Source organism: Paraburkholderia sp. FT54, assembly GCF_031585635.1.
In the GTDB taxonomy this organism is placed as follows: Bacteria; Pseudomonadota; Gammaproteobacteria; order Burkholderiales; family Burkholderiaceae; genus Paraburkholderia.
Map to the genome: position 1 here is coordinate 908,620 of NZ_CP134196.1, position 13,430 is coordinate 922,049.

Annotated in this window: 12 protein-coding genes; 7 read left to right on the forward strand and 5 right to left on the reverse strand. The window is 62.6% G+C overall.

Annotated elements, in window-relative coordinates; genetic code table 11:
- Positions 1 to 12: 12 nt before the first annotated feature.
- The 7 genes from RI103_RS23550 (at position 13) to RI103_RS23580 (ending at position 8,835) form a co-directional block, all read left to right on the forward strand.
- Positions 13 to 1,584 (forward strand): efflux transporter outer membrane subunit, encoded by a 1,572-nt coding sequence (locus tag RI103_RS23550; RefSeq protein ID WP_310817971.1) that lies wholly within the window; start codon positions 13 to 15, stop codon positions 1,582 to 1,584.
- Positions 1,585 to 1,959: 375 nt separating this feature from the next.
- Positions 1,960 to 2,799: a MetQ/NlpA family ABC transporter substrate-binding protein gene (locus RI103_RS23555; RefSeq protein ID WP_310817973.1), complete on the forward strand. Its 840-nt coding sequence runs from the start codon at positions 1,960 to 1,962 to the stop codon at positions 2,797 to 2,799.
- A 43-nt stretch (positions 2,800 to 2,842) separates the two neighbouring features.
- Positions 2,843 to 4,249, forward strand: coding sequence for an LLM class flavin-dependent oxidoreductase (locus tag RI103_RS23560; RefSeq protein ID WP_310817974.1), 1,407 nt, complete (start codon positions 2,843 to 2,845; stop codon positions 4,247 to 4,249).
- A gap of 15 nt (positions 4,250 to 4,264) precedes the next feature.
- Positions 4,265 to 5,425, forward strand: a complete 1,161-nt coding sequence (locus RI103_RS23565; RefSeq protein ID WP_310817976.1) for an ATP-binding cassette domain-containing protein — start codon at positions 4,265 to 4,267, stop codon at positions 5,423 to 5,425.
- Positions 5,418 to 6,074, forward strand: coding sequence for a methionine ABC transporter permease (locus RI103_RS23570; RefSeq protein WP_310817977.1), 657 nt, complete (start codon positions 5,418 to 5,420; stop codon positions 6,072 to 6,074). Before RI103_RS23565 ends, RI103_RS23570 begins: the two co-directional genes overlap by 8 nt.
- 169 nt (positions 6,075 to 6,243) lie before the next feature.
- Positions 6,244 to 7,446, forward strand: a complete 1,203-nt coding sequence (locus RI103_RS23575; RefSeq protein ID WP_310817978.1) for an acyl-CoA dehydrogenase family protein — start codon at positions 6,244 to 6,246, stop codon at positions 7,444 to 7,446.
- A gap of 60 nt (positions 7,447 to 7,506) precedes the next feature.
- Positions 7,507 to 8,835 (forward strand): Nramp family divalent metal transporter, encoded by a 1,329-nt coding sequence (locus RI103_RS23580; protein WP_310817980.1) that lies wholly within the window; start codon positions 7,507 to 7,509, stop codon positions 8,833 to 8,835.
- Between the two features lie 136 nt (positions 8,836 to 8,971).
- Here the strand turns inward: RI103_RS23580 and flhC are convergent, their stop codons facing one another.
- From flhC to RI103_RS23605, 5 genes are all read right to left on the reverse strand, one after another.
- Positions 8,972 to 9,541: a flagellar transcriptional regulator FlhC gene (flhC, locus tag RI103_RS23585; protein WP_007177883.1), complete on the reverse strand. Its 570-nt coding sequence runs from the start codon at positions 9,539 to 9,541 to the stop codon at positions 8,972 to 8,974.
- 14 nt (positions 9,542 to 9,555) lie between these two features.
- Complete coding sequence (flhD, locus tag RI103_RS23590; RefSeq protein ID WP_007177882.1) at positions 9,556 to 9,876, reverse strand: flagellar transcriptional regulator FlhD; 321 nt, start codon at positions 9,874 to 9,876, stop codon at positions 9,556 to 9,558.
- A gap of 534 nt (positions 9,877 to 10,410) precedes the next feature.
- On the reverse strand, positions 10,411 to 11,634 hold the full coding sequence (locus RI103_RS23595; protein ID WP_310817982.1) for a YeeE/YedE family protein: 1,224 nt from the start codon (positions 11,632 to 11,634) through the stop codon (positions 10,411 to 10,413).
- 265 nt (positions 11,635 to 11,899) lie between these two features.
- Complete coding sequence (locus RI103_RS23600) at positions 11,900 to 12,439, reverse strand: GNAT family N-acetyltransferase (protein WP_310817984.1); 540 nt, start codon at positions 12,437 to 12,439, stop codon at positions 11,900 to 11,902.
- Positions 12,440 to 12,518: 79 nt separating this feature from the next.
- Positions 12,519 to 13,415 (reverse strand): helix-turn-helix domain-containing protein, encoded by an 897-nt coding sequence (locus tag RI103_RS23605; RefSeq protein ID WP_409077023.1) that lies wholly within the window; start codon positions 13,413 to 13,415, stop codon positions 12,519 to 12,521.
- Positions 13,416 to 13,430 lie beyond the last annotated feature (15 nt).

Below are 13,430 nucleotides of genomic sequence, written 5' to 3' on the forward strand. Positions count from 1 at the left end.
GAGAAAACAATAATGAAACGCTTTGAATCTTTGAGCGGGTGGGGCCGGGCGGCTGCCAGCGGTTTGCTGGTCGCGTTGCTCGCCGCCTGCTCCGTGGAGCCTACGTATAAGCGCCCTGAAGTGGATGCGCCGGCTGCGTTCAAGGAAACGCCCACGGCGTCGGCTACATCGGCTACATCGGCGCCGGACAGCGGCGCGTGGAAGCAGGCGCAGCCCGCCGACGACGCGCATCGCGGCGAATGGTGGACGATTTTCGGCGATGCGCAGCTCAACGCGCTGGAGGAGCAGGCGGCTGCGGCCAATCAGGACCTGAAGGCGGCCGCGGCGCGCGTGCAGCAAGCGCGTGCGGTGACGCAGGCAGCGAAGTCGGACTGGTTCCCGAAGCTGGACGCGGGCTTCGGCCCCACGCGCCAGCGTGCTTCGGCGGCGTCGCAATTTCAGCCGGATAGCGCGGGTGGCACCACCGGCACGATCTGGCGCGCGCAAACCACCGTGTCGTACGAAGCGGATCTGTTCGGGCGGGTTGGTTCGAACGTCAACGCGTCGCGGGCGGACGAGCAGCAAAGCGAAGCGTTGTTCCGTTCGGTGCAGTTGTCCTTGCAGGCGGACGTCGCGCAGAACTACTTCCAGTTGCGCGAGCTCGATACGGATCAGGACCTGTACCGTCGTACCGTCGCATTGCGCGAGGACACGCTGAAGCTGGTCGAGCGGCGTTTCAAGGAAGGCGATATCGGCGAACTGGATGTATCGCAGGCTCGCAACGAACTCGCGAGCGCGCGTGCCGACGCGGTGGGCGTGGCGCGTCAGCGCGCGGCGTCGGAACATAGCCTGGCGATTCTGCTTGGCAAACCGCCGGCGGATTTCTCGTTCGCGGAAGCGCCGCTCGCGCCGGTGACGGTGCGTGTGCCGCCGGGTCTGCCTTCGGCGTTGCTTGAACGCCGGCCGGATATTTCGGCGGCGGAGCGGGCGATGCAGGCGGCGAATGCGCGTGTCGGCCTCGCGAAGTCGGCCTTCTTCCCGAAGCTCGATATCACCGGCGCGGCTGGCTTCGAATCGGCGACACTCGGCGATCTGTTCAAGTGGTCGAGCCGTGCGTTCATTCTCGGACCGTTTGCCGGCACGGCGTTGACGCTGCCTTTGTTCGACGGTGGCCGCCGCAAGGCGAACCTCGCGCAAGCCCGTTCGAAATATGACGAGGACGTGGCGCAGTATCGTCAGCAGGTGCTGGTGGCGTTCCGTGAGGTGGAAGACAACCTCGCCGATTTGCGTTTGCTCGACGATCAGATGCGCGAGCAGAACGATGCGGTCCAGGCATCGCAACGGGCGGCGCATCTGTCGCGCACGCAGTACACGGAGGGCGCTGTCAGCTATCTGGATGTGATCGACGGCGAGCGGCAGGTGCTGACTTCGCAACTGCAGGCGAGCCATCTGTCCGGTACGCAAGCGGTGGCGACGGTTAATCTGATTCGCGCGTTGGGCGGTGGTTGGGGCGATCTGAAGGCGTCGGATACGGCGGTGGGGGCGGTTGCGCCGGGGTCGGGTCCGGTGGTTGCCGCGTCCGTGCAGCAGGTGGCGAAGCGGTAAGTTTTCGAACAAGGGGCAGCGGTAGATGCCGGGTCGCGCGCAAGCGTGGCCCGGCGTTTTTTGCCCAAATCATTTTTCCCGCTTTCCTTCCGAAAATCCCTTCGTAGACCGCCGTTTTGCCGCCCACTATGATGAGTCGCACCTCATCTGGAGAGAGGCGATGACCTGTCCGACCTTCCGCTGTCCACGCTGATTCAGTTGTGCGTCCTGTCGCTGCCACGCGCGGTTTAACCCGCGCGTTGCGGACTTCCGTTGCCCGATCTGTCCGGCAAGTCTGATTGTGCCTCGAAGGAAGTGCCTTCGTAGACGCTTCAGCGCATGCCGCTGGATCGGTTCGCCTCGAATCAAATCACGCCCGAAACTCACGAGTTCACCATGCGCATTTTTCTATCCTCCGTGCAGCGCCTTTTCCACACACCAACAGTTTCGCTCATCAGCGCGTTCGGTCTCGCGTTCGCGTTGCAGGCCGCGCCCGCATCGGCAGCCGACTCGCCCACGCTGAAAATCGGCACCGCGACCAGTCCGCAAATCGAAGCGCTCAAAATCGCCGCGCGCGAAGCAAAAGAGCAGGGCCTCGACGTGAAGATCATCGAGTTCACCGACTGGAACACGCCGAATGCGGCGCTCGCCAACAAGGACATCGACGTCAACTACTTCCAGCACATTCCGTTTCTCGAGAATGCGAAGAAGCAAGGCGGTTATAACTTCGTCGCGATCGCGCCGGGCACGATCATGAAGATCGGCCTGTATTCGAAGAAGATCAAACGCTTCGACGAACTGAAAGACGGCGCCACGGTGGCGATCGCCAACGATCCGGTCAACGGCGGCCGCGGCCTGTTATTGCTGCAACGCGCCGGTCTCATCAAGCTCAAGCCGGGCATCGACTATCGCGCGACGACACTCGACATCATCGACAACCCGAAGCATCTGAAGATCGTAAAGCTCGAGGCCTCGCAACTGGCGCGTTCGCTCGACGACGTCGATCTGGCACAGGGCTACCCGAGTTTCATCAAGCTCGCCGGCACCACCGATCCGAATAGCGCGCTGCTGTTCGACGGCCTGGAAAACAAGAACTACGCGATTCAATGGGTCGTACGTCCGGAAAGCGCGAACGATTCGCGTATCCGCAAGTTCATCGCAATCTATCAGCATTCACCGGCCGTGCGCGCCGCGCTCGATAAAGCCTTCGGCAATCTCTACGCCGTCGCCTGGTAGCCCGCGCGGTCAGCTGAAACCGGAAAGCCAAAGGAGTTGCACGATGGCGAAGAAAAAAATCCTGCTGAACGCGTTCAACATGAATGCGGTTGGCCATATCAATCACGGCTTGTGGACGCATCCGCGCGACCGTTCGGCGCATTACACCGACCTCGATTACTGGACGAGCCTTGCGCAAACGCTGGAGCGCGGCAAGTTCGACGGCATCTTTCTCGCGGACATCGTCGGCGTGTACGACGTTTATCAGGGCGGCCCGCAGACGTCCTTGCGCGAGTCGGTGCAGATTCCGATCAACGATCCGTCGCTGATCGTGCCCGCGATGGCGCACGTGACCGGACATATCGGCTTCGGCGTCACGTCGAATCTGACTTACGAGCCGCCGTATCTGTTCGCGCGGCGCATGTCGACGCTCGATCATCTGACCAAAGGCCGCGTGGGCTGGAACATCGTGACCGGTTATCTGGACAGCGCGGCGCGCGGCATGGGGCTCGCGCAGCAGATCAGCCACGACGACCGCTACGACCGCGCGGACGATTACATGGACGTGGTCTACAAGTTGTGGGAACAGAGCTGGGAGGACGACGCGGTGGTGCGTGACCGTGCGGCGCGCATCTTCTCGCATCCCGACAAGGTGCACCGCGTGAAGCACGACGGTCCCTACTATTCGATCGATGCCATTCATCTCAGCGAGCCCTCGCCGCAACGCACGCCCGTGTTGTACCAGGCGGGCTCGTCGAGCCGTGGCGTCGATTTCGCGGCGCGTCACGCGGAATGCGTGTTCGTCGGTGGCCAGAACAAGCAGCTGACGCGCTCGATCGTCGACGACATCCGCGCGCGCGCGGTGAGCTTCGGCCGTGCGCCGGAGGACATCAAGATCTTCGCGGGCATCACCGTAATAGTCGGCGAAACAGAACGGGCAGCGCAGGAAAAATTCGAGGAATACCGCCGTTATGCGAGCGCCGAAGGCGGCATCGCGCATTTCTCCAGCTCGACCGGCATCGACTTTTCGCAGTACGAGTTGGACGAACCGATCTCCTATGTGAAGACCGAGTCGATGCAATCGGCCGTCGAAGCGATTTCGAAGAAGAGTGTGAGCGGCGTGTGGACCAAACGCAAAGTACTCGAACAGATGACGCTTGGCGGCCGCGCAAAACCGGTGGTCGGCTCGCCGCAGCAGATCGCGGACGAACTGGTGTCCTGGATCGAGGAAGCGGGCGTCGACGGCTTCAATCTGACGCGCACGGTGATGCCGGAATCGTTCGAAGACTTTGTGAACCTGGTGGTGCCGGAATTGCAGAATCGCGGCGTCTACAAGGAGGATTACGATCCCGCGCCGACGCTGCGCGAGAAACTGTTCGGCGGTGGGCGTGCCCGTCTGCCCGACGCGCATGCCGGCGCACAGCATCGCCGCTGGGCGCGAGCCGCCGCGGCGGTCACCGTGGAAGCGTGAGAGAGGAGCGAAACCATGGCCAATCTTTTTGATGTGCCGCAATTCATTGAAGACGCGCCGTCTCTCGCCGTCAATCCCGGCTCGCATGAAACGGCGGCACAAGCCGCTGTGATATTTGACGACGTCGGCAAAGTGTTCTCCAATGCACGCGGCGTGTCGACCGCGGCGCTCGTCAACGTCACGCTGAAGGTGGCGCGGGGCGAGGTGTTCGGCATTATCGGCCGCAGCGGGGCAGGCAAGTCGACGCTATTGCGACTTGTCAACGGTCTGGAAAGACCGAGTTCAGGCGCGGTGCGCGTGAATGGCGTGAGTGTCGGTGAACTCGACGAGCGCGGACTCGTGACTTTGCGCCGACGCATTGGCATGGTGTTTCAGCACTTCAATCTGCTTTCCGCGAAGACGGTCCGCGAGAACATTGCGTTGCCGCTGAAAATTGCCGGTGTGCCGAAAGCCGCTATCGATAGGAAAGTCGATGCGCTGCTGGAGTTGGTGGGATTGTCCGCCAAACGCGACGCTTATCCGGCGAGCTTGTCCGGTGGCCAGAAACAGCGCGTCGGCATTGCGCGCGCGTTGGTCACCGATCCGGACATTCTGCTTTGCGACGAGGCCACCTCCGCACTTGATCCGGAAACGACGCAAGCCATTCTCGCGCTGCTGCGCGATATCAACCAGCGCCTGAACCTGACCATCGTCCTGATCACGCATGAAATGCAGGTGATCCGCGAGGTCTGCGATACGGTTGCGGTGATCGAGCGCGGCGAGGTGGTGGAGACCGGCCCCGTGTGGCATGTGTTCGGCGATCCGCAACATGACGCGACGCGCGCGTTGTTGCGCACCTTGGTGCATGACTTGCCAGTGGACCTCGCGCAACGGGTCAAGCCGCTGCGCGACATCGCGCATGCGGATGCACAGATTCTGCTGGACGTGCGTTTTACCGGCGTCGATGCACGTGAGCCCGATCTCGGCGGCCTTGCGTCGGCGTTGAGTATCGATGGCGGGCACGTGAGTTTCGTGCACGGCGGCATCGACCGGATCCAGGGCCATGCGCAAGGGCGTCTGGTGGTGTCGGCGCAAGTGCGTGCGAACGCGGGCAACGCCGTGGAAAAACAGATCGCGACACTCCTCGAAGGCGCGCGTCGCTATGCCAACCATGTCGAGGTATTGGGCTATGTCTGAGTTGTGGCTTTCCGAACTCGCCGATGCAATTCGCGACACCATCGTCATGGTCGGCGTATCCGCATTCTTCGCGGCGCTAGTCGGCATTCCGTTAGCGCTGGTGCTGGTCACGACGACACGCGGGGGCATCTTCGAGAAGCGGGCGGTGAACAGCACGCTCGGTGCGCTCGTCAACGCGTTCCGCTCCACGCCCTTCATCATTCTGCTGGTCGCGTTGCTGCCGCTCACGCGTTTGCTGATCGGCACGACGATCGGCGTATGGGCCGCGATCGTGCCGCTCAGCATCGCGGCGATTCCGTTTTTTGCGCGCGTGGCCGAAGTGAGCTTGCGTGAAGTGGACCGCGGTTTGATCGAAGCCGCGCAGGCCATGGGCGCGCAACGCCGGCATATCATCTGGCATGTGCTCCTGCCCGAGGCGCTGCCGGGCATTCTCGGCGGCTTCACGATTACCGTGGTGGCGATGATCGGTTCCTCGGCGATGGCGGGCGCGGTCGGTGCGGGCGGCCTTGGCGATCTGGCCATCCGCTACGGCTATCAGCGTTTCGATACGACCGTGATGGTGACGGTGATCGTGCTGCTGATCGCGATCGTCACGGCGGTGCAGTTCGTCGGCGACCGGTTCGTGCGGCGGCTCGCGCAACGAGCGTGAACCCGCGTCATCGCGTTTATCGCTTAACGTGCAGCAGCTATTCGCATGAAGAATAGCGGCGCCTGTTTGCGGCTCTCGCATCACCGCCTATCATGCTAGCTACGGCATTCCACGCCGAAAGCGTTGCGCTTGCGGCCGCTCGCCGAATCACTCTTTACGTGGAAATTGCATGAACGATCCTCGTCATGCCGATGCGTTGCAAACGCCTCAGGCATTCGCCGCGCCCGGGGTGCGCGATCTCGCGGGTTTGCTCGACGCGTTGCGCGCGACCGCCGCACAGCGCGATCTGGATGGCGGCCACGCCGCGCAGGAGAAACAATGGATCGCCGACGTGGGACTGCTCACGCTCGCGGTGCCGCGCGAATTCGGCGGGCTCGGCGCGCGTTGGCCCGACATCTACGAGACGATCCGCAAGATCGCGCAGGTGGACAGCGCGCTCGCGCATCTGTTGGGCTTCACCTGCTTGCAGGTAGTCAGCGTCAATGTATGGGGCAATCCGGAACAACGTGCCCGCTATCTGCGCGGCACAGTCGAAGGACGATGGTGGTGGGGCAACGCCGTCAATCCGCTCGACACGCGACTCGTTGCAAGCGCAACCGGCGACGGCGGCTATCTGCTCGATGGCCAGAAGGGCTTTTGCTCCGGCACGCGCGGCTCGCAGATGATGACGGTATCCGGGCACGATCCGCTCAGCGGCCAACCGGTGTTCGGCGTGGTGCCGACCACGCGCGAAGGTATCACCGTTCACGAGGACTGGAACCCGATTGGCCAGCGGCAGACCGACAGCGGCAGCGTGTCCTTCGTGCGCGTCAGGGTCGAACCGCACGAAGTGATGGTGCGGCCCGACACGCCGCACGCGAGTTTGCGCACGCTGATTTCGCAGCAGGTGCTGACCAATCTGTTCGTGGGCATCGCACAAGGCGCGCTCGACGAAGCGCGCGCCTACGTCACGCGGCACGGCAAGGCGTGGATCTATTCCGGCGTCGACAAGGCCACCGACGATCCTTACCTGATCCAGCGTTTCGGCGAGATGCGCCTGCAGGCGGTGAGCGCCGAAGCGCTGGCCACCCGTGCGGCGTGGCTGCTTGAGGACGCGTGGCAGCAGGGTCCGGCGCTTTCCGCGGAAACGCGCGCGCAGGTTGCGCTCGCCACGTCGGAGGCGAAGATCGTCGCGCACCGCGCCGCGCTCGACGTCAGCGAAAAACTGTTCGACGCCTGTGGCGCCCGTGCGACACACGCACCGCTCGCGCTCGATCGTTTCTGGCGTAACGCCCGCGTGCATACGCTGCATGATCCGCTCGACTATCGCGTGCGCGACGTCGGGCGATACGCGCTCACCGGCGCACTGCCCGAGGTTTCTTTGTACACTTGAGGCGGTTTGCGGCGGCCCGCACGGTGCGCCGCGTTTTATCCCCTTCAAGAGATTCCCGGATTGCAGTTCAAATTACCGACCACGGCAACGGCGCCGTTTTGCCCATCCGAGGTGCAAGGCTCGGTGGCCGTCTCGCAAGGCGCCCCTTTCTGGAAAAAGATCCTGCAATTCGCGGGGCCCGGCCTGCTGATCTCGATCGGCTATATGGACCCGGGCAACTGGGCCACCGACATCGAAGCCGGCTCGCGCTATGGCTACAGCCTGTTGTTCGTTGTCATGCTGTCGAGTCTCGCGGCGATGGCGCTGCAATGCCTGAGCATGCGCCTCGGCATCGCGACCGGGCGCGATCTCGCGGAGTTGTCGAGAGATCGTTATTCTCCGGCTGTGGCGCGCTTTCAGTGGCTGCTCGCGGAACTGTCGATCGTAGCCTGCGATCTGGCCGAAGTGCTGGGCGGCGCGCTCGCCTTTCATCTGCTATTCAAATGCTCGCTGACCACCGGCGTGCTGCTGACCGCATTCGACACGTTGATCGTGCTCGGCCTGAAAGGCAAGAATTTCCGCGATCTCGAAGCGATCATGCTCGGGCTGATCGCAACCATCGGCGTGGGATACATCATCGAGCTCGCGCTGGTGCAGCCGCATTGGCCGTCGGTCGCGCAGGGACTGATCCCGTCGTGGCAGGCATTGAGCTCGCGCGAACCCATGTATCTGGCGATCGGCATTCTCGGCGCGACGGTGATGCCGCATAACCTCTATCTGCATTCGTCGATCGTGCAGACGCGGGCGGTAAAGCGTGACTCCGCCAGCATCAGATCGGCGATCGGCATGTCGCGCCTCGATACGATCGTGTCGCTGGTGCTCGCGCTGCTGATCAACATGGCGATCCTGATTCTCGCCGCCGCAGCGTTCCATGCCACCGGCCACAATCAGGTCACCGAAATCGAAGACGCCTACAAGCTGCTTGCGCCCGTCGTCGGCACCGGTTTCGCGGCGGTGTTGTTCGCCGTGACCTTGCTCGCCTCGGGACAAAGCTCGACCTTCACCGGCACGGTGGCGGGGCAGGTCATCATGGAGGGCTTTCTGAAGCTGAAAATTCCGTGCTGGCAGCGGCGCTTCATTACGCGGGCACTCGCCTTGATCCCCGCGCTGATCGGCGTGCAGATGATGGGTAACGGCGCGGTCGGCAAACTGCTGGTCGCCAGCCAGGTCGTGTTGAGCCTGCAATTGCCGTTTGCCCTTTATCCGTTGATCCGCATGACCAGTGATCGTTCGTTGATGGGCGAATTCGCCAACACGCTGCTGACGCGGTTCGTCGCGTGGACGCTTTTCGTGGTGATCAGCGCGGCGAATCTGTGGCTGGTGGTGCAGACGGTGGGATTGGCTGGCTGAAGCGGCCCTTTGCCGCGTGCTGTGTGTCGACGCCGACCGCCGGCGCGAATGGGACGAAAAAAAAGTCCGCGCGGAGGCGGACTTTCTAATCAAGACTTCGGTTCGATTCGGGCTGGACCTGCCCTCATCGATGCGATCACGCTGCTTGCGCGATCTGCGCTGCTTCGAGCGCTTCCTGGCGGGCCGCCGCGGCTTTCTTCGTCTTGCCGGCACGCGACGGCGGCTGGCACGCGCCGCACACCACGTTATGCTGCAGGTCGTGTTTGTGTGCCACGAACTTGCCGGTGCAACGGCAGCATTTGGTCAATTGCAGAATGTCGGCGTCGAAGAAACGGACCAGCGTCCACGCACGCGTCAAATCCAGCACCGGTTCGGTTTCGCTGTGCTGGCAGTGTTCCAGATACAGCCGATATCCTTTGGTCAGCGCATCCAGATGCGAGCAACGCGCTTCGTTCTTCAGGAACAGGTATGTGTTGTAAAACAACGACGCGTGGATGTTCGCCAGCCACGTCATATACCAGTCCGCCGAGAACGGCAGCATGCCCTTCGGCGGCGATACGCCCTTGACCTCACGATACAGGCGGATCATGCGGTCGCGCGAGAGCGTCAATTCACTCTCGAGCACCTGCATGCGCGCGCCCAGCTCGATCAGCGCAATGGCGCGGAATACTTCCTGTGCGTCTTCCGTCAGGCTACGCTTGAGCATCGCAGTCACCTCGATTAAGCGAACTGTTCAGCCGGCTGGCCTGCAAGCAGGATCGCCGCATGAGTCGGTGCAACTGCGGTGTGCTTCGTCGTTTGCGTCAACGCCGACAACATCGAGTGGTCGTTGAAGCGGAAGAAGCACAAAAGCTGATCGGAAGCGGCCAGCTTGACGATCTGCGCGAGCGACAGCCCAGCAAGCAAATCAGCCAGTTCCGACGACAGTCCCAGCCGGAACATGCCGACCGGTTTGTCCTCACGCAACATACGTTGCGCGAGCATGATGTAAGACAAGTTAATCTCGCGGATTGAATCCAGCGTCTCGCTGCTACGGTCCATTTTCTGTGTTTTCCGAAGCCCCGAATTACTATGTCGGCATTTTTTGCCGTTATGTCTTTTGTGCCTCGCCGGAAACGTTGTCCTCCGGCTACGTGTCACCACCTGATACAGACAGCGACCTTTTGATACATCGCGTTACATTTCGTAACAGCTTGGGTCGAATTGTATGAAGGGCAAAACAAGAAATCAATCCCTTCTCAAAAAAATATCTCAAAAAGATACATCAATTTTCGGTAACTCTTTCACGGTCCTGTAATAGACGATGCTTAGCAGATTTTCCGCTATCGGGGATTTTTGTCTGATCCATGGAAACCCTTGTATCGCGGGACTTCCGCTTGTTTGGCCGGGAAAATGTCGCGGGCTGTCCGCTGATCGGTAATTCCCGTCCGACTCGGAAAGGAAACAGAAAGCGAGCGCAATATAGAGTAATAAATACCGGCTTTGGGCGCCGCTATGGGGACAAACCAGATGTGTAACAGATTGGTACGGCCCCGGTTACAAACGAGGCCGTATTTGTAACTTCCTGCGTGACGTCTAGCAGCCGGTGGAGCGAACGCGTTCGACCTCGAGACCGAACGCCGGCCGCAGTCGCGTGCCCAGCACGTTCCCGGCGAAGGCAGCGACCAGCCAAAGCCAGCCGTGCAAGCTGCCTGACACGATCCCGCTGAAGTAGGCACCGATGTTACAACCGTAGGCCAGGCGGGCTCCGTAGCCCAGCATCAGGCCGCCGACCACCGCCGCGATCAGCGAGCGAGCCGGCACTTTCCACACTGGCGCGTAACGTCCGGCCAGCGCCGCGGCCGCCATCGCACCGAGCACGATGCCGATATCCATCACCGAAGTCACGTCATGTGTAACGGGGGCGGCGAGGGATCCCGCGTTGGCATGGGCGGCCCAATAGGGCCAATCGGCCACATCGATTCCGAGCGCGGCAAAGAGTTTGGCGCCCCAAAGCGCGAACGCCGACGTCACGCCCCACGGGCGCCCGGAGAGCGCCAGTGTCGCGAAGTTGAGCAGAACCAGCGCAATCGCGCCGACGAACAGCGGCCACGGGCCGTGCAGCCATGGCGACGTATGCGGCTGGCGCGGCGGCTCATTGACCAGTTGACCATGGCGGCGCCGTTCGACCAGAACGGTCAGTGCCGCGATGGCCGCGAAAACGATCAGGTTCAGCACGATGGCCCAGCCGGCGCCGAGCGTGGTCAACATCGACAGCGGTTTGAGCGACGGCAATGCGGTCCAGAACGGCATGTGCGCGGTCGCAACGACCGAACCCACCACGAACGCCGCCAACGTGACGATCATGCGGGTGCTGCCGCCACCCACGGTGTACAGCGTGCCGGACGCGCAGCCGCCGCCCAGTTGCATGCCGATGCCGAACATGAAGGCCCCGACCAGCACGGACGTGCCCGCCGGCGCGACCAGCCCGACTACCGGGCGGCCGAACAGCGTGCCGGCCTGGAGCGCCGGGAAAAACAGCAACACGCCGAGCGCGAGCATCAGCATCTGGGCGCGCAGGCCGGCGCCGCGGCCGTCGGCGATAAAAACCCGCCACGCCGAAGTGAAGCCGAATGCCGCGTGATAAAGCGACATGCCGAGCAGGGCGCCGACAAGATAGAGCGCCGCCTGGCGGCCACTGACGGTCTGCGCCAGATAAACGGCGCCGAGCGCGATCAGAACGAGCGCGGCGCCGAGCGGTTTCGGATTGATATCGAAACGGCGTGGCGCGCGCGGAAGCGAAGCGGAGAGGTCGGACATGAGTGAGTTGACTGACAAGCGACGGGTCGAAGGCCGCCCGAGGGCGAATGGAGGGCCGTTTTCGGGGCGGGCGTAGCGGAAAGGCAGTGGAAAAGAGGTGGAGGAAAAAGATAGCACGGATCGGCTGCTAAGGCAGGGCGGTCGAATAGGGCGGCAGGGACGGGGTCTTTGGTGTCCGTTGTTATCGGCGTGTGGGCTGCGTGACGTTGAGCAGCCGGCAGCGGGCCTGTCAGACAACCGGCCGCCGTGGCGCCACTATCTATTTCTATTGGATAAACAGGGCCATCAGATCCGCATCATGAAACACACCGCCGACATTCAACGCGCCGACCTCGCAGCCGTATTTTCGAAAGCCGAACGACTCATGCAGTCTTCTCGCGGTTTCGTTACGGCTGCCGACCAGCAACTGGATTTGCCGCAGACCGGACACGCGCGAGGCCCGCGCCAGCAATTCGTCGAGCAACGCGCGCCCGATGCCACGGCCCGCGGCTTCCGGCGCGACATACATGCCGATCACTGCAGCTTTGTGCCGCTGCTTGTCGCCTGGGTTGCGGATCAGTCCAACCACGCCGATCAACGGCGCTCCGGCCGATGCGTACGCGCCGAGCAAAAAATCGCCTTCAGCCGCATGCAAGCCCTTCAGCATTGCATCGTGTTGTGACACGCCTTTGGCGAGCGCTTCCTCGTAACTCTGGCCGAACGAATCCGGATGCGCCCTCAGTCCACGCAGGCGAAGCTTGAAGTAGTCGTCACGATCGTCGGGACCGAGCTGGCGGACGAGTACGGCGTTGTCGTTCAAGTGCATCTCTCCGCGTAAATCCAACGAATGAAACGACAAGTGCTCGATGCACGAGTGTGCCGCGCCTTCTACAGTCAGGCCACGGTTAGCGTGCCGCCTCCGCGCGTTGGTTCTCGCTGAATTCGCGCAACGCCGCCGCGGTTTGCTGATCGGCGGGAAAGAACGCTTCGATGGCGAGCTCTGAGAGCGTCACGTCGACCGGTGTGCCAAATACCGTGGTCGTGCTGAAAAACGACAGCACGCCGATCGGCGTGCGCAGCCGCAACGGCACTGCGATCTGATTGACGGCGCCGTTCTCGTGTTCGGCCGCCTCGGCGCCCGGCGGTGCCGGATACGCGGCCAGTTCCTCGCGCAGCGCGCTCAGCGTGTCGTCGCCGCTTACGTCGATTTGCCGCTGCAGGCGAGCGAGTATGTGCTCGCGCCAGGCATGCCAATTGACTATCGACGCCGCGATACCTTCCGGATGCAAGCTCAGGCGCAGCGCATTGACCGGCGGCTTCAGCAGTTCCGGACTGGCGCCGGTCAGGAGAGGCGCGAGCGCGTTGTTCGCGGCAATGATGGTCCAGTGCCGGTCGATGGCGAGTGCCGGGTACGGCTCGTGTCCCTTCAGCACCAACTCGACGGCCTCGCGCGCGGCGGCCAACTGCGGATCCGATAGCGGGCGCTCACGGAACAGCGGCGCATAACCTGCTGCGACCAGCAGTGCATTGCGTGCGCGCAGCGGCACGTCGAGCCGTTCGGCAAGATGCATGACCATTTCCCGGCTCGGTACCGCGCGACCTGATTCGACGAAGCTCAAATGCCGGGTCGAAATATCGGCTTCAGCGGCAAGCAGCAACTGGCTCATTCTTCGCCGCTGGCGCCATTCGCGCAGCAGATCGCCGACTGTGCGGCTGGCCGCCGGCACATGCGACGGGACGGTTTGCGCAAGAGAGAGTGTGTTCATGCCACCGATGATAGCCAAACCGCGCGAGCGATCCATTACCTGAGAGGTAAT